Raw genomic sequence first — 20,002 nt, 5'->3', positions numbered from 1 at the left:
GGCACCTCGACCGACAAGACCGGGCACCTCGTCAGAGGTCGGTCCAGCGGTTGCCGACCTGGACGGGTACGGCGTCGCCGGCGGTGAGCTCGGCGACCAGGGCGGCCAGGCCTCCGGAGCCTCCCGACGCCCGGTCCCCCGACACCGCCCCGTCCGCCGGCACACCCTCGTCCGCCGGTACGCCGAGGCGCAGGGTCACCCGGTCGGCGTAGGCCACGTCCAGGACGGTCACGCCGCGGGCGCGGAGCTCGGACTCGAGCCGGCCCGCGTCGGCGTGGGAGACCACCAGCTCGTGCTCGGCGAGCAGCGACCGGCGCAGGGTGCCGACCTCGTCGAGGCAGGCCCGGACCGCGTCGCCGTACGCCCGGACCAGGCCGCCGGCACCGAGCAGCACGCCGCCGAACCACCGGGTGACCACCGCGACCACGTCGGAGACCTCGCGACCGCGCAGCACCTCGAGCATCGGGGCGCCCGCCGTGCCGGCCGGCTCGCCGTCGTCGCTGGACCGCTGCACCGCCCCGGCCGGCCCGAGCACGAACGCCGAGCAGTGGTGCCGGGCGTCCCAGTGCTCCTTGCGCAGCCGTTCGACGACGGCCCGCGCGTCGGCCTCCTCGGTGACCCGCGCGACCGTGCAGAGGAACCGCGACCGCTTGACCTCGATCTCGGCGGTGCCGTTCCGGGCAACCGTGAGGTACGACGTGACCACGGTCAGCTCCACACGCCGAGGACGTCGCCGCCGATCCGGACGATGAAGGCCGAGACCACCACGATGAAGAACATCCGGACGAAGCCGGCACCGCGCGCGACCGCGACCCGCGCCCCGAGGTAGCCGCCGGCCAGGTTCGCCACGCCCATGAGCAGGCCGATGCCCCACAGCACCACGCCCTGCGGCACGAACACCACCAGCGCGGCCAGGTTCGTGGCCCAGTTCGCCAGCCGGGCCTTGGCCGAGGCCTCGAGGAAGCTGTAGCCGAGCAGCCCGACCAGCGTGATCACGAAGAACGACCCGGTGCCCGGCCCGAGCGCGCCGTCGTAGAACCCGATCGCCAGGCCGGTCACCATCGCCACCGCGGTGTGCCGGTGCCCGCTGAACCGGAGCTCGGTCCGCTCCCCCAGCTCCGGCTTGAACAGCACGTAGAGCCCGACCACGACGAGCACCACCAGGATGATCGGCTCGAAGACGTCTCGCGGGATCCAGAACGCCGCCGCTGCGCCGGCCATCGACCCGACGAACGCCAGCGCCATCAGCGGCAGGAACGTCTTGGGGTCCGGCCGCACCCGGCGGTAGTACGTCACCGAGCTCACCGACGTGCCGCAGAAGCTGGCCAGCTTGTTCGTGGCCAGCAGCTGCACCGGCGAGGCGGTCGGCAGGCCGATCACCAACGCCGGCAGCTGCACCAGCCCGCCGCCCCCGACGACCGCGTCGACGAAGCCGGCCGCGAGCGCGGCCAGCACCAGAAGCGCGACGACCGTCAGGGACGGCTCGGGCACCTCAGGCGCGAGCCAGGTAGGACAGCAGGTCCTGCCGGGTGAGCACGCCGACCGGCTTGCCGTCCTCGTGCACGAGGACCGCGTCCGCGCCCTCGAGCATCGCGACCGCGGCGGTGGCCGGCTCGGTGGAGCCGATCGCCGGCAGCGGCGGGGACATGTGCTGCTCGACCTGGTCGGTCAGCTTCGCGTGGCCCGCGAACAGCGCGTCCAGCAGGGTGCGCTCCGAGACCGACCCGGCGACCTCGGCGGCCACGATCGGCGGCTCGGCCCGCACCACGGGCATCTGGGACACGCCGTACTCCTGGAGGATGTGCACGGCCTCGGCGATGGTCTCGCCGGGGTGGGTGTGCACCAGGTCCGGCAGCTGGCCGTCCTTGCCGCGGAGCACCTCGCCGACGGTCTGCTCGGGGCCGCTCTCGCCGACCGGGAAGCCGTACGACGCCAGCCACTCGTCGTTGAAGACCTTGGTGAGGTAGCCGCGTCCGGAGTCCGGCAGCAGCACCACGATCACGGCGTTCTCGCCCTCGGGGGTGCCGGCCAGCTCGTGCGCCAGCTGCTTCGCGGCGTACGCCGCCATGCCGGACGAGCCGCCGACCAGCAGCGCCTCCTCGCGGGCCAGGCGACGGGTGTAGGCGAACGAGTCCCTGTCTGCGACCTCGATGATCCGGTCGGCGACGTCACGGTCGTAGCAGTCAGGCCAGAAGTCCTCGCCCACGCCCTCGACGAGATAGGGGCGGCCGGTGCCGCCGGAGTAGACCGACCCGGCCGGGTCGGCGCCGATCACCTTGACGTCGGGGTTCTGCTCCTTGAGGAAGCGGCCGATGCCGCTGATCGTGCCGCCGGTGCCGACGCCCGCGACGAAGTGCGTGATCCGGCCGTCGGTCTGCTTCCAGATCTCGGGACCGGTGGTCTCGTAGTGCGAGCGCGGGTTGTTCGGGTTGGAGTACTGGTCGGGCTTCCAGGCACCGGGCTGGGAGGCCAGCCGGTCGGAGACGTTGTAGTAGCTGTCGGGGTGCTCGGGGGCGACCGCGGTCGGGCAGACCACGACCTCGGCGCCGTACGCCTTGAGCACGTTGCGCTTGTCCTCGCTGACCTTGTCGGGGCAGACGAAGACGCACTTGTAGCCCTTTTGCTGCGCCACCATCGCCAGCCCGACCCCGGTGTTGCCGGAGGTCGGCTCGACGATCGTGCCGCCGGGCTGCAGCTCGCCGGAGGCCTCCGCGGCCTCGATCATGCGGGTTGCGATGCGGTCCTTCACGGAGCCGCCGGGGTTGAGGTACTCGATCTTCGCGAGCACGAGCGGGCTGTCCCCGAGGTCGTCGAGGGACTTGTCGAGCCGCACCAGCGGGGTGTTGCCGATGAGGTCCAGCACAGAGTTCACGTAGTCCACGGAGGTCACGTTAGCCCTGCGCGGCGTGCACCCCCGAATGCGCGCGACCCCCGCCCGGTGGTCTGGCCCGATCCGTAGAGTTGGGGACGTGGGGAAAGCAGGTGCGGCACGCAAGCTGGCGTCGGCCGCCGCCTACGGTGGCGGCGGCCTCTCGCTGCTCGGAGCGAGCCTCTACGGGGTGCTGACGGCCGAGGCCAAGCTGGCACGGAAGACCATCGGGACCACCCGGGACGAGCCGCCTCCGGACGCCACCGGCTGGTACGGCCGGGGCCGTCCGGCCCCCGCGATCAAGGTCGCGCTGCTCGGCGACTCGAGCGCCGCCGGGTACGGCGTGGACCGGGTCGAGGAGACCCCCGGCGCGCTGATCGCCTCGGGCCTGGCCGAGCAGGCGGACCGTCGGGTCTACCTCCGCTCGTTCGCGAAGGTCGGCGCGCTCACCTCCGACATGCACGGCCAGGTGGAGCGGGCGCTCCCGATCGAGCCGGACGTCGCGGTGCTGCTGGTCGGGGCCAACGACGTGACCCACACCGTGCTGCCGCAGACCTCGGTCCGCCACCTGTCCGAGGCCGTACGCCGACTCCGGGACGCCGGCGTCGAGGTGCTGGTCGGCACCTGCCCGGACCTCGGCACGATCCGACCGATCGCGCCGCCGCTGAAGCAGGTCGCCCGGATCTGGTCGCGCCGGCTCGCAGCCGCCCAGGCGATCACGGTCGTCGAGGCGGGCGGCCGCACCGTCTCGCTCGGCGACATCCTGGGCCCGGAGTTCGACGCGGCCCCGGCGCTGATGTTCGGCCCGGACCAGTTCCACCCGTCGGCGGAGGGCTACGCCTCGCTGGTCGGGGTGATGCTGCCGTCGACGCTGGCCGCGCTCGGCCTCGGCCGGGCCGAGGAGGCGCAGCCCGAGACGTTCCGCGGCGAGGGCGTGCTGCCGGTGGCCCGGGCAGCGGTCGAGGCCGCCCGCACGCCCGGCACCGAGCTGGACGGGACCGAGATCGGCGGCTCGCGGCGCGGCGTACGCGGGCTCTGGGTGGAGCTGCGGCACCGGCGACGCCGGCCGCGCACCGAGGGCGAGGCGCCCGAGGCCGCCCCCGGGGACACTCTCCAGGACGCCGCCGACAACGCCGCCGACAACGCCGCCGAGGAAGCCGTCGACGAGGACCTGTCCACAGGCTCCTGACCCGCAANGCCGACAACGCCGCCGAGGAAGCCGTCGACGAGGACCTGTCCACAGGCTCCTGACCCGCAACCACGCCGACCCGGCACATCTTGTGCCGGGTCGGCGCCTGAAATGCACGGTGACCCGGCACAGGATGTGCCGGGTCACCGATGTCGGAGCGTCAGTCCTGGTTGAGGATGGCCAGGATGCGCAGCAGGTTGGTGTAGATCCAGACCAGGCTGACGGTCAGCGCGAAAGCGGCGTACCACGAGTAGCGCTCAGGCAGGCCCTGGGCGATGCCCTGCTCCACGAAGTCGAAGTCCATGATCAGCATGAACACGCCGAGCACCAGGCCGCCGATCGCGAACAGGAGGCCCGCACCGCCGAACCCGAGGACGCCGGTGCCAGTGCCGAAGGCCAGAAGGACAATCTCAAGCAGGCCCAGCGCCACCATGCCGAACATCGCGGCGGTCACGAACGTGCGGAACTTGTTGCCGACCTTGATGTCGAAGAACTTGTACACAGCAAGCGTGCCCGCGAACGCCGCGAACGTGCCGATCACGGCCTGGACGACGATGCCGTGCCCGGGCGCGACTGCGTTGTCGAGGACCTTGGAGAACGCACCGAGCGCCACCCCCTCGAAGGCGCAGAACGCCAGGATCAGCGCCGGGCTGATCGTCTTCTTGAAGGAGTTCACGATCGACAGTGCGAAGGCACCGAGCGAGCCGACCATCAGGGCGAGGTAGAGCCCGCCCGCGGCCGCGTCACTGGTGAGGTCGGGCGTCATGATCCACGTGGCAGCGGCAAGCAGCACCACCACACCGAGGGAGATCGCGGTCTTCTGGACGACCGAGTCGATCGTCATCCGTCCCTGGTCGATCTGGGTGGGCGTGCCGGGCGTGCCGGTGCCCCAGGTGGAGGGGTCGGAGTAGCCCTGCTGGCCGTAGCCGGGGTAGGCGGCGCCGTTGCCCGGGTAGGCCATGTTCCCGTACGCGTTCGAGGTCTGGCCGTTGAACTCGGGCGACCGGTTGAACACCGGGTTGTTGCTCCTCATGTGGTCTCCTCCTTGGAGGCCGGGGGTGACCGTCGCTCTGACGGCTCACCGAGTGCGCCCCAGTCTAGGTGGAGCGATGTACTTGGGGAACGAACGGGAGTGACGGGTGGTTCCGATCGCCCGGTTCCGCGCGGGGTGTCGCCTCCCGCGCCGTGCGGGCCTACGCTCCCCCTGAGGTTCAGGGAGGCAGACGGGTGACGGACAAGGTACGCGTGGACGGGCGGGGCGTGACGCTCCCCTCCGGGATCGACGACCCGCTCGACGTGCTGGTCGAGGGACATCGGGTCTGGTCGTTCAACCCGGGGCGCGACGGCGCGCCCGAGGGTGACGGCCTCCGCGTGCCCTGGCACCCGGCGTTGCGGTCCTACCTGCGCGGCGCCGGGCACGTCGTCGTACGCCGGCACGTGGGCGAGGAGGTCCTCTTCGACGCCGAGGTGGCCTTCGGGAAGTCGGCGGACCGGGTCAACGTGACCGACGCGTCCGGCTACCAGCTCGCGGTCGACAAGGGCGGACGGATGCAGCGCACCTTCGCGAAGACCGACGCGGGCACGAAGGAGCTGATCGTCGAGGCGGTGCAGCGCGTGCAGCACGACCTGCGCCAGGAGTGCGGCCTCGAGGCGTTCCTGGCCTTCGGCTGCCTGCTCGGTGCGGTCCGCGACGGCCACATGATCGGCCACGACTCCGACGCGGACCTGGCCTACCTCAGCGCCCAGACCCACCCGGTCGACATCATCCGCGAGAACCACGCCGCCGCCCGCCGGATGCGCCAGCTCGGCTGGCAGGTGGTGCGCATGTCCGAGGCGGACTTCAAGGTCTGGGTCGACCTCGCCGACGGCCGCCGCTGCGGCATCGACGTGTTCGGCGGCTTCCACGTCGACGACACGTTCTACCTCATGCCCAACGTGTCCGCGCAGCTCGACCGGTCCTCGCTGCTGCCGGTCGCCCCGATGACGCTGGAGGGGCGCGAGGTGCTCGGCCCGGCCCGGCCGGAGGACCTGCTGGCGGCGACGTACGGCGCGGGGTGGCGGGTGCCGGACCCGTCGTTCAAGTTCGAGCCGGCCGTGGCGACCACGCGCCGTACCAACGGGTGGATGCGGGGACGCCGCAACCACCTGCGGCACTGGCACGAGTTCTACAAGAGCGACGCCGGCCAGGCCCTGTCCCGCGAGCACTCGGCGTTCGCGGCGTGGGTGGCCGAGCGGATCGACCCCGGCAGCCCGGTCGTGGACGTGGGCGCCGGCAACGGCCGCGACGCCGTCTGGTTCGCCTCGACCGGCCACCCGGCGACGGTCCTCGAGCCGGCCACGAACGGCATGCGGCTGGCCCGGCAGAACGCGTCGCAGCACCACGTCTCGCTCGAGCACCGGGGCGTCAACTTCAACGAGGTCCGCTCCCCGCTGCTGCTCGCGGCCCGGCTGACCCGCCGCGAGCAGGTGCCGCACCTGCACGCGCGGTTCCTGCTGGACGCCCTGACCCACCACGCTCGGCACGCGTTCTGGCGGTTCGCAGCGGTGGTGCAGCGCACCGGAGGGCGCACGTTCCTCGAGTTCCGGACCCCGGCCAGCGCGGGCGAGCGGACGACGTACCCCGACCACTTCCGGCAGTACCTCGACCCCGACGAGGTGGTCGCCGAGATCCGTCGCTACGGCGGCACGGTGGTCGAGCGCGAGCAGGGCCGGGGTCGGGCGGTGCTCGGGCGGGAGGACCCTGATGTGTGCCGCCTGGTGATCCGCTGGGGTGGCCCGCGCACGGCCGCTCCGGAGGAGCACCCGAAGGGCCACGAGGCCCGCCTGCACGCGGTGGCCCGCGAGGTGCAGGAGAGCCGCGGCCAGCACCAGCGGCTGGTCGACCTGCTCGACCTGGTCACGGGGGTCCTGGTGCCGGCCTCCGACCCGGACGATCCGCGCCTCGCGGAGGTGCTGGCCCGGCTGCGGGCGCTGCTCCCCGACGTCGGCCCGGACGCGGGCCCGGCCGGCGCCTGAGCCCGGTATCACCCGGAGCTCACACCGGGCTGGACGCGTGCAGGTGCGCGATCGCCCAGCCCTGCTCCGGGTCGCGCCGGCAGACCAGGGTCAGCCGGAACGGCATCGTCACGTCCCCCTCCCGGCGGGCGGCGGTCTCGCGGCCGAACGCGACGACCCAGCCGGCGTCCCCGGCTGCGTGCACCTCGCGGTAGTCCCACTCGAAGGTGAACCGGGTCTCCTGCTGGGCGTAGACGTCGAAGAAGAGGTGCAGCCGGTCGGTGCCGATCAGCGCCAGTCCCTCGGAGGTGACCAGGGAGGCGTGGTCGCGGGTGAACACGCGTTTGAGGCGCTCGGCGTCCTGCGCGCCGAACGCCTCCGAGAACTCGTCCAGGACGGCGTCCAGCTCGAGCATGGTTCCACCCTGTCCGGCGAGCGGCGGTCACCACAGGCCGGTCCGGACCAGCACGGGCCGTGCCCCCGGTGGGGCTCGAACCCACACTGGATCGCTTTTAAGGCGACTTCCTCTGCCGATTGGGATACGGGGGCAGGGACCAACCTAGAGGGCGGTCCGCGTCACCGAGCCAGGGCCCGTGCGCGGCCCAGCACGTCGTCGAGCATCTGCTCGGTCAGCTTCCCGGTGAACGTGTTCTGCTGGCTCGGGTGGTAGCAGCCGAGCAGCACCACCGGGCCGGCCGGGCCGACCAGGGTCGCCTCGGCACCGTGGCCGAAGCGCGGCTTGGGGGTGGGCACCGCGAAGCGGGCGCCCCGGAACGCGCGCAGTGCGGCGTCCCAGCCGAACGACCCCAGCGCGACCACGACGCGCGCGTGCGGGGCGAGCAGCCCGACCTCGCGGTTCACCCACGGGGCACAGGTGTCGCGCTCCTCGGTGGTCGGCTTGTTCAGCGGCGGGGCACAGCGGACCGCCGCGACCATCCGGGCACCGAGCAGGCGCTGCCCGTCGCCGGCGTGCACCGACGTCTCCCGGGCGGCCAGGCCGGCCCGGTGCAGCGCCGCGAAAAGCCAGTCGCCGGAACGGTCGCCGGTGAAGATCCGCCCGGTCCGGTTGCCTCCGTGCGCGGCCGGTGCGAGCCCCACGATCAGGACCCGCGCCTCCGGGTCCCCCCACCCGGCGATCGGGCGGCCCCAGTACGGCTCGCCCGCGAACGCCGCCCGCTTCTCCACCGCGACGTCCTCACGCCACTGCACGAGGCGCGGGCAGGCCCGGCAGACCGAGACCCGGGCGTCCAGGTCGTCCAGGCACGCGTCGCCGGCCAGGCGGCGTACGTCGTCGCGGTCGTGCGCAACCGGGGTGTCCGCCGTTGCCGGGTCGTCCGGCCAGCCGGTGCCGGGCGGCACCGGAGACGCGAACCGCTGCCCGATCACAGGATGGGGCAGCGGTACGGCGGACGGGACGGGGACGTCCCGGGCGTTGGTGCTCAGATCGTCGATCCCGGGGTCTCGGCGGCGTGCTCGCCTCCGCCCGGACGGACCTTGGAGACCGCGGCGCCGGCGGCGGCGGTGACCTTGTCGGCGACCACCGGGGCCTGGGCCTTCACCGTCTCCTCGGCCTTGTGCACGGTGCTCTGCACGGTCGGGTTGCTCGCGAACTGCTGGTAGCGGTTCTTGATCTGCTCGTAGCGGGCGCGACCGGCACGGGCGCCGAGCACGTAGCCGATGCCGACCAGCAGCAGGATCTTGAGCACGCGCATGGGGGACTCCTCCTCGAGACGTGGTGTCCCCCCGACCGTACCCAATCCCCCGCAGGGGCACACGACGGGCACCCACCTGGCGGGCTCACCCGTCGACGAGCGACCAGGCGATCCCGTCGAGGATGTCCGCCTCCGACACCACCAGCCCCGCGGCCCGGGTGCGGCGCAGCACCCGGTCGAGGACCAGCGCCCCCGCGCCGATCACGTCGGCCCGGCCCGGGTGCATGAACGGCAGCGCGCGGCGCTCGGCGAGCGTCATCGCCAGCAGTCGCTCGGTGGCGGCATGCACGTCCTCGACCGCGAGCACGGACTGGTCGATCGCGTCACGGTCGTACGTCGGGAGGTCGAGCACCGCCGCCGCCACCGTCGTGACCGTGCCCGCGACCCCGACCACGGTGGCCGCAGCCGCCGGGTCCACCGGGCAGGCGTCGAGGTGGGCGTCGATGTCCGCGGCCGCCGCCGCGACCTCGGTCGCGGTCGGCGGGTCGGAGCGCAGGTGCCGCTCGTGCATGCGGACCGACCCGATGTCCATCGAGTGCTCCGCGGTCGGCTCCCCGTCGCCGAGGATCAGCTCGGTGGATCCGCCGCCGACGTCGACCACCAGCACCGGCACGGCCGGCCGCTCGCGCAGGTGCCGGACCGCGCCGTCGTACGCCAGCCGGGCCTCGGCGGGGCCGGTGACCACGTCGGGGTCGACGCCGAGCCGCGCGTGGACGCCGGCCGCGAACACCGCGGCGTTGCCGGCGTCCCGGGTGGCGGACGTGGCGCAGAAGCGGATCCGCTCGACCGGGTGGCGGGTCACGAGCGCGGTGTACTCGTCGATCGCGGCGAAGGTGCGCTGCAGCGCCTCGTCGGCCAGCACCCCGGTGCGGTCGACGTCCTGGCCGAGCCGGACCACCCGGGACTCGCGTTCGAGCTCCGGTCCGTCGGGCAGGTCGGCGACCAGCAGCTTGATGGTGTTCGTCCCGCAGTCGACCGCGGCGACGACCGTCACTGCTCGTCCGGGGTCAGGCAGGGGCCGCTCGCCCACCAGTCGCCCAGCCGGTCGAGCACCTCGTCGCCGAGCGGGTTCACGCCACGGCCCTGGGCGAGGGACTGGCCGGCCAGCACGTGCAGGCACTTCACGCGGTCGGGCATCCCGCCGGCGGAGACGCCGTCGATCTCGGGGACCTCGCCGATCGCGGTGCGGGCGGCGAGGTAGGCGTCGTGCGCGGCGGCGTACGACACGGCGAGCTCGGGGTCGGTGCCGAGCCGGTCCTGCATCTCCTTCATCAGCCCGGACGCCTCGAGCGTGCCGATCCGGGACGCCGCGCGCGGGCAGGTCAGGTAGAAGGTCGTGGGGAACGGGGTGCCGTCGTCGAGGCGCGGCTCGGTGGTCACCACGTCGGGGTTGCCGCACGGGCAGCGGTGGCCGACCTCGTGGATGGAGCGCGGGCGGCGGCCCAGCTGACGCTCGACCGCGGCCACGTCGTCGTCGGAGATCACGGGATGCTCGCTCGGCTGCTCACTCGGACGGTGCCTCGATGGTGCCGGCGGGCTTCTGCTCGTCCTTCGCGGACGGCGGGTGGCCGGCTGCCTCGACCGACCGCCAGGTCGTCGACCACCAGGCGGTCGGCGCACGGTCGTCACCCGGCGTGGTCTCCGAGAGGGTGTCGCTGGGCTCGATCGGCTCGCCGTCCTCGCCGAGGAAGACGTAGCTCTTCTCCCCCACGAAGACGTAGTTGAGCCGCTGCCGCGCCTGCTGCGCGACGTACGAGTCGTCGTCCCAGCGCCGCTTCTCGCGCTCCAGCTGCTGGATGTCCTGGCCGGTCTCGGCGATCTGCGCGTTGAGGTCGTTGATGTGCTGCCGCTGCTGGAGGTACGCGCGGAGGCTGGACGCGTAGGACACGGTCAGCACCGCGAGCACCAGCACCAGGATCGCGGCGCGCCCGGTCAGCCGCGGGCGCCGGGTACCCCGGGGCCCTCCCGGCCGGCGCGGGGCGCGGCTGGAGCGGTCGGCAGCACGGTCGGCAGCACGGTCGGCGGCCCGGTCGGCGGGGCGGGCGCCGGGGGACGACGGCGTACGCCGCGACGGCCCGGGCGAGCGCCCGGGTCCGGAGCGGCTGCGCGGGCGCTGCCCCCGCGGCGTACGTCGGTCGTCGGCCATGTCTCCCCGTCAGCCCGTCCGGTCAGCGCTGGAACCGCGGGAACGCGGAGGCGCCGGCGTACCGGGCGGCGTCGCCGAGCTCCTCCTCGATCCGCAGCAGCTGGTTGTACTTCGCGACCCGCTCGGAGCGGGCCGGGGCGCCGGTCTTGATCTGGCCGCAGTTCGTGGCTACCGCGAGGTCGGCGATGGTGACGTCCTCGGTCTCGCCGGAGCGGTGGCTCATCATGCAGCGGAAGTTGTTGCGGTGCGCGAGGTCGACGGAGTCGAGGGTCTCGGTGAGCGAGCCGATCTGGTTGACCTTGACCAGCAGCGCGTTGGCGGACTGCTCCTTGATGCCGCGGCCCAGGCGCTCGACGTTGGTCACGAAGAGGTCGTCGCCGACGATCTGGGTCGTGTCGCCGAGCTGGCCGGTCAGCGTCGTCCAGCCGGACCAGTCGTCCTCGTCGAGCGGGTCCTCGATGGAGACGATGGGATACGACGCGACGAGGTCGGCGTAGTAGGCGGTCATCTCCTCGGCGGACTTCTTCTGGCCCTCGAAGGCGTACTTCTTCTTGTCGTGGAACTCGCTCGCCGCCACGTCGAGGGCGAGCGCGATGTCCTTGCCGAGCTTGAAGCCCGCGGCCTTGACCGCCTCGGCGATCAGGTCGAGCGCGGCCCGGTTGGACGGCAGGTCGGGGGCGAAGCCGCCCTCGTCGCCGAGGCCGGTGGCCAGGCCCTTCTTCTTCAGCACGGACTTGAGCGCGTGGTAGACCTCGGCGCCCGAGCGCAGCGCCTCGCGGAAGGTCGGGGCGCCGATCGGCGCGATCATGAACTCCTGGATGTCGACGTTGGAGTCCGCGTGCGAGCCGCCGTTGAGGATGTTCATCATCGGCACCGGCAGCAGGTGCGCGTTGGGGCCGCCGACGTACCGGTAGAGCGGGAGGCCGGCGCTGTCCGCCGCGGCCTTCGCGACCGCCAGGCTGACGCCGAGGATCGCGTTCGCGCCGAGGTTCGCCTTGTTGGGCGTGGCGTCGAGGTCGAGCATCGTCTGGTCGACGACGCGCTGGTCGTCGGCCTCGAGACCCTCGATCGCGGGTCCGATCTTGTCGACCACCGCGGCGACCGCCTTCTCGACCCCCTTGCCGAGGTAGCGCTTTCCGCCGTCGCGGAGCTCCACCGCCTCGAACGCGCCGGTGGAGGCGCCGCTCGGGACCGCGGCGCGGGCGAGCACGCCGTCCTCGAGGAGGACCTCGACCTCGACGGTGGGGTTGCCGCGCGAGTCGAGGATCTCGCGGGCGCCGACTGCTGCAATGGATGCCACGGCACTGCTCCTGCGCTGGTGGTTCGGGCTGGGTGGTCGGGGCTGATGGTTCGGGCGACGTGCCCGGGAACGACCCCGGGAAGCGGACGGCCCTCAGCCTAGCCCTGTCGGCCGGTGGTTCCCGGGAGCACCCGCTCGACGGGACCTCCTTCGCCCACGTGCCCGGAATTGCGCGCCGAGGTGCCCCGAGTTGCGCACCCGCGGCCGCAAGACCGGGCACCTCGGCCACCAAGACCGGGCACCTGGGCTGGTCAGCGGTCGGCGACGAGGCGGCGTACGGCGTCGCGGAGCGCCTGCTCCGGGTCGACCCCGGCACCGCGGGCCTCGGCCACCAGGGCGAGCAGCCGCTCGCCCACGTCGGTCGCCGGGTCGGCGGCAGCGGCATCGTCAGGGCTGGCCGCTCGGCCCGCAAGACCTGGCCGTTCGGCGCGCGGCTCCTGGCCTGTCGTGCGGGCGAGGCGGTCGAGGGCCTTGTCGGCGAGGAGCAGCGCGGGGAGCGTGGGCGGCAGGCCGTCGAGCACGGAGGTGCGCTGCTTCTCGGAGGCCTTGATCGCCTCCCAGACCTCGTTGATCGTGGCCGGGTCCGTCGCGCGAGAAGAGCCGTCGGCCCCGAACACGTGCGGGTTGCGGCGGCGCAGCTTGGCGATCAGGTCGCCGGCGACGTCGTCGATGGTGAACTCGCCGCGCTCGGTGGCGATGACGGCGTGGAAGTACACCTGCAGCAGGAGGTCGCCGAGCTCCTCGCGAAGGTGCGCCCAGTCACCGGACTCCTCGCCGGTGTCGATCGCCTCGAGGGTCTCGTGGGTCTCCTCGAGGAGGTACCGGGCCAGCGAGCGGTGCGTCTGCCCCGCCTTCCAGGAGCACTCGGCCCGCAGCAGCGCCATCACCTCGGCGAGCTCGAGCAGCGGCCGTCCGCTCTCGGACGACCCGGTCGGGTCCGGGCTGCCGGTCACCCGCAGACTTGCGACGGCGGCAGCGCGTCGGCGTACGCGGTGTCCCGGGAGTTGAGGGGCGGCAGCGTCGCGCCCTTGCGGGCCAGGTCGCTGACGGCGACCGAGAGCCCGCCGTCGGGGGCCACGACGTCGCCCTTCTCGTCGATCGTGCCGAAGCGCGGGTCGACGGTGACGTCCTGCTTCTCCATCCACTCCCGCAGGATCAGCCGGCCGCGGTCGTAGGCCTGCTGGTCGTCCAGCGGCTTGCCCTCCTGGATCAGCACCTCGCGGCCGGCGCGGACGTAGACCCACGCGGCGTACTCCTGCGCGGTGCGCACCTTCTTGAACGCCTCGACGTCGGAGGCCGGCACGTTGGCCTGCGTCGCCTCGTCGTCGAGGCCGGCGATGGCCTGACGGTAGGACGCGGGCGGCGTCCAGCCGCGCTCGTCGGCGTACCGGTGCAGCAGCTCGTCCTGGATCAGGATGTTGAGCGACAGGGCCCGCAGGGTCACCATCGGGAAGGCCAGGTCGCCCTGCTTGAGCGACGGCTCGTTGAGGGAGCAGAACTCGTCCGCGAAGTCGTCGGCGGTGCTCATCGAGATGTCGTGTCCCTCGACGACGGCTGCCTGGCCCGGGTGGACGTCGGCGGCGCTGCAACCGGTGGCGAGCGCGCTGACGGCGAGCGCGGCGACGGCGTACGTGCGGAGAGACCTCACGAACTGGGCTCCTTGGAATCGTTCGGGTCGAGCACGGAGTCGATCACCCCGCGGGCCCATTCAAGCAGGGCCTCGTCACGCAGCGCCTGCACCCCCATCCCGGGGCGGGGCACCAGCACGGTCTTCGTCGGCGCCTTGACCAGGGACTTCGGGTAGAGGCGGTTCAGGCGTACGACGCGCGAGTCGGGCAGGGTGACCGGGGCGAAACGCACGTTGCGCCCGGCCATGGTGACCTCGGCGATCCCGGCCCGGCGGGCGCGGGCCCGGAACCGAGCGACCTGGAGCAGGCTGGTGACCGGCTTCGGCGGGTTGCCGTAGCGGTCGAGCATCTCCTCGTGCAGCAACGCGACGTCCTCGTCGGAGCGCACCTCGGCCAGCCGCTTGTACATCTCGAGCCGCAGCCGCTCCGACGGGATGTAGTCGTGCGGCAGGTGCGCGTCGATCGGCAGCTCGATCCGGACCTCCTCGAGCTCCGGTTCGGCGTCACCCCGGAACTCGTGCACCGCCTCGCCGACCAGTCGGACGTAGAGGTCGAAACCGACGTCGGCGATGTGGCCGGACTGCTCGCCGCCCAGCAGGTTGCCGGCGCCTCGGATCTCGAGGTCCTTCATCGCAATCGCCATGCCACCGCCGAGGTCGGAGTGTTGGGCCAGCGTGGCCAGCCGCTCGTGCGCGGTCTCGGTGAGCGGCTTCTCGCTCGGGTAGAGGAAGTAGGCATAGGCCCGCTCCCGCGACCTGCCCACGCGGCCGCGCAGCTGGTGCAGCTGCGAGAGGCCGAGGGTGTCGGAGCGCTCGATGATCATCGTGTTCGCGTTGGACACGTCGAGGCCGGACTCCACCAGGGTCGTGCAGACCAGGACGTCGAAGCGCTTCTCCCAGAAGTCGAGCATCACCTGCTCGAGCTGGCGCTCGTTCATCTGCCCGTGCGCGGTCGCGACCCGCGCCTCGGGCACCAGCTCGTGGATCCGCTGGGCGGCCTTCTCGATCGACTGCACCCGGTTGTGGATGTAGAAGACCTGGCCCTCGCGGAGCAGCTCGCGCCGGATGGCCGCGATCACCTGGCGGTCCTCGTAGGCACCGACGTAGGTCAGCACCGGGTGCCGTTCCTCCGGTGGGGTCGCGATCGTGGACATCTCGCGGATGCCGGTGATCGCCATCTCCAGCGTGCGCGGGATCGGCGTCGCGGACATCGACAGCACGTCGACGCTGGTCCGCAGCCGCTTCATCTGCTCCTTGTGCTCGACGCCGAAGCGCTGCTCCTCGTCGACGACGATCAGACCGAGGTCCTTCATCCGGATGTCGGGGTTGAGCAGGCGGTGCGTGCCGACCACGACGTCGACGGTGCCGTCGGAGAGTCCCTCCATGACCTCCCGGGCCTCCTTGTCGGTCTGGAACCGGGACAGGCCCTTGAGCACCACCGGGAAGCCGCTCATCCGCTCGGTGAACGTCGACAGGTGCTGGGTGACCAGCAGCGTGGTGGGCACGAGCACGGCGACCTGCTTGCCGTCCTGCACCGCCTTGAACGCCGCGCGTACGGCGATCTCGGTCTTGCCGTAGCCCACGTCGCCGCAGACCAGCCGGTCCATCGGGACCTGCCGCATCATGTCGCCCTTGACCTCGTCGACCGTGGACAGCTGGTCGGGGGTCTCGTGGAACGGGAAGGCGTCCTCGAGCTCGCGCTGCCACGGGGTGTCGGGACCGAACGCGTGACCCCGGGTGGCCTGCCGGGCGGCGTACAACTTGATCAGCTCGGCCGCGATCTGCCGCACCGCCTTGCGGGCCCGGCCCTTGCGCCTGGCCCAGTCGGCACCGCCGAGCCGGTCGAGGCTGGGCTGCTCGCCGCCGACGTAGCGGGTGACCTGGTCGAGCGCGTCGGCAGGGACGTAGAGGCGGTCGGGCGGGCCGCCGCGCTTGGAGGCGCCGTACTCGAGGACGAGGTACTCGCGGACCGCGCCGCCGACCTCGCGCTGCTTCATCTCGACGTAGCGGCCGACGCCGTGCTGCTCGTGCACGACGTAGTCTCCGGGGCTGAGCTCGAGCGGGTCGATCTGCTTCTTGCGCCGGGCCGGCATCTTCCGCATGTCGCGGGTGGAGGCCTTCTGGCCCGAGATGTCCTCACCGGTGACCACCGCGATGCCCTGCGCGACGAACCCGTGCAGCAGGCAGCCGGTGGTGACCGTGACCACCGCGGAGTCGAGAGAGGCCGGCTCGTCGTCGAGGCGGGCGGCGAGGTCGTGCTCGCCGAGCGCCTCGACGGTGCGCTGCGCCGGTCCGTGCCCCTGATGCACGACCACCACCTTGCGACCCTCGCCGTGCCACTTCCGCATGTCGCGGATCGCGGCCTCGACGTCGCCGCGGTAGGCGTCGACCGGGTTGGCGTCGACGGTGCGCTGGGCCAGTCCGTCGTCGTCGACGACCATCTCGTCGTCGAGGCCGAACGGGCTCACCGACCACCAGGACAGGCCGGCGGCGAGGGCGTGCTCGCGGACCTCCCCGAGCTCGCGGTACGACGCGGCGCCGAGGTCGATCGGCGCCTGGCCGCCGCCGGCCGCGGCCGCCCAGCTGGCGCCGAGGAACTCCTCGCTGGTCGCCACCAGGTCGTGGGCACGGGACCGGGCCCGCTCGGGGTCGAGCAGCAGGACGTGGGTGTCCTTGGGCATCAGGTCGACCAGCAGCTCCATGTCGTCGACCAGGACCGGCGCCAGCGACTCCATGCCCTCGACCGCGATGCCGTTGGCGATCTTGTCGGTGAGCTCGACCAGCTGCGGGTGCCGCCGGCCCAGCTCGGCCGCACGCCGGCGTACGTCGTCGGTGAGCAGCAGCTCCCGGCACGGCGGCGCCCAGAGCCGGTCGACCTTCTCCAGGGTGCGCTGGTCGGCGACCGCGAACGAGCGGATCTCCTCGACGTCGTCGCCCCACAGCTCGACCCGGAGCGGGTGCTCCTCGGTGGGCGGGAAGACATCGACGATCCCGCCGCGGACGGCGTACTCGCCGCGCTTCTCGACCAGGTCGACCCGGGAGTACGCCGCGTCCGACAGGCGGCGGGACAGGTCGTCGAGGTCGATGGTGTCGCCGGGACGGAGGTCGACCGGCTCGAGGTCGCCGAGGCCCTTGACCTGCGGCTGCAGCACCGAGCGCACCGGTGCGACCACGACCTGCAGGCGGCCCTCGTCGGGGTGGCAGAGCCGGCGGAGCACGGCGAGCCGGCGGCCGACGGTGTCGCTGCGGGGGCTGAGCCGCTCGTGCGGGAGCGTCTCCCAGCTCGGGAAGTAGCCGATCGCGTCGGCGTCGACCAGGTCGGCCAGCGACTCGACCAGGTCCTCGGCCTCGCGCTGGGTCGCGGTGACCGCGAGCACGGTGCGGCCGCGGTCGGCGAGGCCCTTCACCACGAACGGGCGCAGCCCGGCCGGGCCGGTGAGGTCGAGCGCGGCGACGCCGTCGACGTCGCCCATCGCTGCGGTGAGGGTCGGGTCGGCGAGGACCGCGTCGGCGAGGCCTTGCAGGCGCACGGGTCGAACCTTTCGGGGGACAGCACGAGCGCCCCCTGCCGGCGACGGCGAGGGGGTGGACGGGGCGATTCTACGGGTGCGCCCCGGAAGACCGGACCGACGTCGAGGACGCACGGCGGGGTCTCGTCGCCACCGGTGACCCGGTGACCGTGACGACGGCGGACGGGCGGACGGTCTTCGACATGACCGAGTTCGGGTACCTCGACGCCGACTGCCCCGACACCGTCCACCCGAGCCTCTGGCGGCAGGCGCAGATGTGCGCGGGCCACGGGCTCTTCGAGGTGACCGGCGGGATCTACCACGGGAACCCCGCCGTCCTCGGTCGGCTCCTGTCGCTGCTCGACACGCCCGACCCGGCGTTCCCGATCGTCACGCCGTAGTACTCGTCGCCGTCTGCAAGGGTGGCGGCATGCTCTGGACCCGCTCGGGCGGCCGCGACGACGGACCGCTGCTGGTGATGCTGCACGGGCTCGGCGCGACCGCGGAGGTGTGGCGCGGTGTCGAGGCGCTGCTTCCGGACGCGTGGGAGGGCGGGTGGCTGGCCGTCGACCTCGCCGGCCACGGCCGCTCCCCTGCCCTGCCGACGTACTCCTTCGCCGGGCACGCAGCCGCCGTCGCCGACCTGCTGCCGGACGGCCGCGACGTGGTGCTGCTGGGTCACTCGATGGGCGGGATGGTGGCGCTGGACCTGGCCGCCGGCCGTCCCGACGTACGCCGCGTGGTGGCGTTCTCGGTCAAGACCTGGTGGCCGCCGGCCCACGTGGAGGGGATGCGGGCCCTGGCCGCGAAGCCGCGGCGGGTGCTCGCCACCCGCGAGGAGGCTCTGGTCCGGCACGCGAAGGTGGCCGGGCTGGCCGGCCTGCTGCCGCCCGACGACCCTGCCCTCGACGCCGGCGTCACGCAGACCGGGGACGGGTGGACGGTCACCCAGGACCCGGGCACCAACGACCTCGGCACCCCCGACATCGCGGCGGCCCTGGCCCGGGTCGGCGTACCGGTGGTGCTTGCGCGGGGCTCGGAGGACCCGTTCGTCCGCCCGGAGAACGTCAGCGACCTCGTGGACGACCCGGTCACGCTCGCGGGCCTCGGCCACAACCCGCACGTCGAGAAGCCGGCCGCGGTCGTCGACCTGCTGCGAGCCGTCTCGTTGTCGTAGTCTTTCCATTCCTGGAGTCGGGGTGTCGAACAGGCGCGGAGGTGACATGCACACCTCCATGCTGCCGGCCGCAGAGCTCCACCTGCACCTCGAAGGCACCCTCGAACCCGAGACGATCTTTGCGATCGCGGAACGGAACAAGATCGCGCTGCCGTACTCGAGCATCGACCAGCTGCGGGCACGCTATGCCTTCACCGACCTGCAGTCGTTCCTGGACCTGTGCTACACCAACATCGACGTCCTGCGGACCGCCGAAGACTTCGCCGACATGACGACGGCCTACCTGGAGCGCGCGGCTGCGGCGGGGCTGCGGCACGCTGAGGTCTTCCTCAACCCCCAGGCACACACTGCCCGGGGGGTCCCCCTGCCCGACGTCATGGCGGGAGTCGCCAGCGCCCTCTCCGGGTCGCTACGGACTCATGGGCTGAGCACCGGGCTGATCGTGGCGTTCCTGCGGGACGAGAGCGAGGAGTCGGCGATGGCAACCCTGGACGCAGCCCTGGCCCTGGACGCAGCGTTCATCGGCGTGGGTCTCGACTCCGCTGAGGTAGGGCACCCTCCGTCGAAATTCGCCACGGTGTTCCAACGCGCTCGCGCCGAGGGGCTGCACCGCGTGGCCCACGCTGGTGAAGAAGGTCCACCCAGCTACATCTGGGAGGCCCTCGACGTGTTGGGCGTGGAGCGGATCGACCACGGCGTGCGCTGCCTCGAGGACGACCAGCTCGTCCGGCGCCTCGTTGAGGACCAGGTGCCGCTGACCGTGTGCCCTCTGTCGAACGTGAGCCTGAGAGTAGTTGACGACATCGCCTCACACCCGTTGCCAACCATGCTGGAGCGAGGGATCAAGGTGACCGTCAATTCTGACGACCCGGCGTACTTCGGTGGTTACGTCGACGACAATCTCGACGCCCTCACCCAAGCCGGCCTTCTCACACGTGCAGACCTCGCGACGCTGGCTCGCAACTCGATCGAGGCATCCTTCGCCGATCCCGGACGCAAGCAGCAACTACTGACTGAGCTGAGCGTCGCGCTCAGCGAACCGGAGGGCAAGCACGGCGGGACTCCCGGCCGACCGACCTAGCCACAAGGCGTCCCTGGCGATCCTCATCTGGACCAACGACGTGTGCGACACGACCTAGGCGCAGCGCTCCCGGAGCGTCGCCACGCCGTCGTCGGTCAGCGCGTCACAGGCCACACCGCGCCCGGTGGCAGCCACCAGCACGTCGATCAGCACGTTGGAGCCCTTGTAGAAGTCGATCACCCGGCGCACGGCACCCGGGCTGCAGGTGTGCCGGATGCCGAGCGGACGCCGGATGTCCTCGCTGTGCACGATCGCCTCCCCGAGCCAGGAGGTCTTCGGCCCCGGCGACGCCTCAGTCGAGTCCTGCTTGCTCCGGAACTCCGCCAGCGTCGCGGCCGGGTCGTCGCCGAGAGCGGCCCGCTCCCGGGCCACCGTGGTCCACACGTCGCTCACGCCTC

The 20,002-nt window shown here is 72.5% G+C and carries 20 protein-coding genes and 1 tRNA gene; 5 read left to right on the top strand and 16 right to left on the bottom strand.

Going from position 1 to position 20,002, the window contains the following annotated elements:
• Positions 1-31: 31 nt before the first annotated feature.
• The 3 genes from EKO23_RS19275 to EKO23_RS19265 are packed head-to-tail and all read right to left on the bottom strand — an operon-like array spanning position 32 to position 2,872.
• Positions 32-718 (bottom strand): YigZ family protein, encoded by a 687-nt coding sequence (locus tag EKO23_RS19275; protein WP_246051191.1) that lies wholly within the window; start codon positions 716-718, stop codon positions 32-34.
• Positions 709-1,491, bottom strand: coding sequence for a sulfite exporter TauE/SafE family protein (locus EKO23_RS19270; RefSeq protein WP_134719752.1), 783 nt, complete (start codon positions 1,489-1,491; stop codon positions 709-711). Before EKO23_RS19270 ends, EKO23_RS19275 begins: the two co-directional genes overlap by 10 nt.
• 1 nt (position 1,492) lies before the next feature.
• Positions 1,493-2,872, bottom strand: a complete 1,380-nt coding sequence (locus tag EKO23_RS19265) for a cystathionine beta-synthase (protein ID WP_425464411.1) — start codon at positions 2,870-2,872, stop codon at positions 1,493-1,495.
• Positions 2,873-2,969: 97 nt separating this feature from the next.
• Here EKO23_RS19265 and EKO23_RS19260 point away from each other — a divergent pair, with 97 nt between their 5' ends.
• A complete protein-coding gene (locus tag EKO23_RS19260) occupies positions 2,970-4,058 on the top strand; it encodes an SGNH/GDSL hydrolase family protein (RefSeq protein WP_134719750.1) in 1,089 nt (362 codons plus the stop codon).
• Between the two features lie 160 nt (positions 4,059-4,218).
• Here the strand turns inward: EKO23_RS19260 and EKO23_RS19255 are convergent, their stop codons facing one another.
• A complete protein-coding gene (locus EKO23_RS19255; protein ID WP_134719749.1) occupies positions 4,219-5,091 on the bottom strand; it encodes a Bax inhibitor-1/YccA family protein in 873 nt (290 codons plus the stop codon).
• A 227-nt stretch (positions 5,092-5,318) separates the two neighbouring features.
• Here EKO23_RS19255 and EKO23_RS19250 point away from each other — a divergent pair, with 227 nt between their 5' ends.
• Entirely contained in the window at positions 5,319-7,073 is a 1,755-nt protein-coding gene (locus EKO23_RS19250) for a DUF6752 domain-containing protein (RefSeq protein WP_167880557.1), read from the top strand.
• 19 nt (positions 7,074-7,092) lie between these two features.
• On the opposite strand, the gene EKO23_RS19245 is transcribed toward EKO23_RS19250, so the two are convergent.
• From EKO23_RS19245 to mfd, 11 genes are all read right to left on the bottom strand, one after another.
• Positions 7,093-7,467 carry a nuclear transport factor 2 family protein gene (locus tag EKO23_RS19245; protein ID WP_134719747.1) on the bottom strand — a complete coding sequence of 125 codons (375 nt, stop codon included), beginning with the start codon at positions 7,465-7,467 and terminating at the stop codon, positions 7,093-7,095.
• Positions 7,468-7,527: 60 nt separating this feature from the next.
• Positions 7,528-7,601: transfer RNA gene (locus tag EKO23_RS19240), tRNA-Leu, on the bottom strand.
• A 27-nt stretch (positions 7,602-7,628) separates the two neighbouring features.
• Positions 7,629-8,411 (bottom strand): uracil-DNA glycosylase, encoded by a 783-nt coding sequence (locus EKO23_RS19235; RefSeq protein ID WP_217702705.1) that lies wholly within the window; start codon positions 8,409-8,411, stop codon positions 7,629-7,631.
• Between the two features lie 80 nt (positions 8,412-8,491).
• Positions 8,492-8,764: a hypothetical protein gene (locus EKO23_RS25420; protein ID WP_167880555.1), complete on the bottom strand. Its 273-nt coding sequence runs from the start codon at positions 8,762-8,764 to the stop codon at positions 8,492-8,494.
• Positions 8,765-8,849: 85 nt separating this feature from the next.
• Positions 8,850-9,758, bottom strand: a complete 909-nt coding sequence (locus EKO23_RS19230; protein ID WP_134719746.1) for a Ppx/GppA phosphatase family protein — start codon at positions 9,756-9,758, stop codon at positions 8,850-8,852.
• On the bottom strand, positions 9,755-10,249 hold the full coding sequence (locus tag EKO23_RS19225; RefSeq protein WP_134719745.1) for a DUF501 domain-containing protein: 495 nt from the start codon (positions 10,247-10,249) through the stop codon (positions 9,755-9,757). Before EKO23_RS19225 ends, EKO23_RS19230 begins: the two co-directional genes overlap by 4 nt.
• A 19-nt stretch (positions 10,250-10,268) precedes the next feature.
• Positions 10,269-10,910 (bottom strand): FtsB family cell division protein, encoded by a 642-nt coding sequence (locus EKO23_RS19220; protein ID WP_134719744.1) that lies wholly within the window; start codon positions 10,908-10,910, stop codon positions 10,269-10,271.
• A gap of 22 nt (positions 10,911-10,932) precedes the next feature.
• Entirely contained in the window at positions 10,933-12,210 is a 1,278-nt protein-coding gene (gene eno, locus EKO23_RS19215; protein WP_134719743.1) for a phosphopyruvate hydratase, read from the bottom strand.
• A gap of 251 nt (positions 12,211-12,461) precedes the next feature.
• Entirely contained in the window at positions 12,462-13,163 is a 702-nt protein-coding gene (locus tag EKO23_RS19210) for a nucleoside triphosphate pyrophosphohydrolase (protein WP_134719742.1), read from the bottom strand.
• Positions 13,160-13,858, bottom strand: coding sequence for a hypothetical protein (locus EKO23_RS19205; RefSeq protein ID WP_134719741.1), 699 nt, complete (start codon positions 13,856-13,858; stop codon positions 13,160-13,162). Before EKO23_RS19205 ends, EKO23_RS19210 begins: the two co-directional genes overlap by 4 nt.
• Positions 13,855-17,310: a transcription-repair coupling factor gene (gene mfd, locus EKO23_RS19200; protein WP_425464410.1), complete on the bottom strand. Its 3,456-nt coding sequence runs from the start codon at positions 17,308-17,310 to the stop codon at positions 13,855-13,857. Before mfd ends, EKO23_RS19205 begins: the two co-directional genes overlap by 4 nt.
• A 239-nt stretch (positions 17,311-17,549) precedes the next feature.
• Between mfd and EKO23_RS19195 the strand changes: the two genes are divergently transcribed.
• The 3 genes from EKO23_RS19195 to EKO23_RS19185 are packed head-to-tail and all read left to right on the top strand — an operon-like array spanning position 17,550 to position 19,604.
• Positions 17,550-17,747 carry an alkyl sulfatase C-terminal domain-containing protein gene (locus EKO23_RS19195; protein ID WP_134719739.1) on the top strand — a complete coding sequence of 66 codons (198 nt, stop codon included), beginning with the start codon at positions 17,550-17,552 and terminating at the stop codon, positions 17,745-17,747.
• A 29-nt stretch (positions 17,748-17,776) separates the two neighbouring features.
• The gene (locus EKO23_RS19190) at positions 17,777-18,523 is read left to right on the top strand and encodes an alpha/beta fold hydrolase (protein ID WP_134719738.1); all 747 of its coding nucleotides are present in this window, start codon (positions 17,777-17,779) and stop codon (positions 18,521-18,523) included.
• 46 nt (positions 18,524-18,569) lie between these two features.
• Positions 18,570-19,604, top strand: coding sequence for an adenosine deaminase (locus EKO23_RS19185; RefSeq protein WP_134719737.1), 1,035 nt, complete (start codon positions 18,570-18,572; stop codon positions 19,602-19,604).
• Positions 19,605-19,658: 54 nt separating this feature from the next.
• On the opposite strand, the gene EKO23_RS19180 is transcribed toward EKO23_RS19185, so the two are convergent.
• Positions 19,659-19,997, bottom strand: coding sequence for a hypothetical protein (locus EKO23_RS19180; protein ID WP_134719736.1), 339 nt, complete (start codon positions 19,995-19,997; stop codon positions 19,659-19,661).
• Between the last annotated feature and the right edge of the window lie 5 nt (positions 19,998-20,002).

It is taken from the genome of Nocardioides guangzhouensis (genome assembly GCF_004519545.1).
In the GTDB taxonomy this organism is placed as follows: domain Bacteria; phylum Actinomycetota; class Actinomycetes; order Propionibacteriales; family Nocardioidaceae; genus Nocardioides; species Nocardioides guangzhouensis.
The sequence above is the reverse complement of the archived record's forward strand: the minus strand, read 5'-3'. Positions and strand labels throughout refer to the sequence as shown.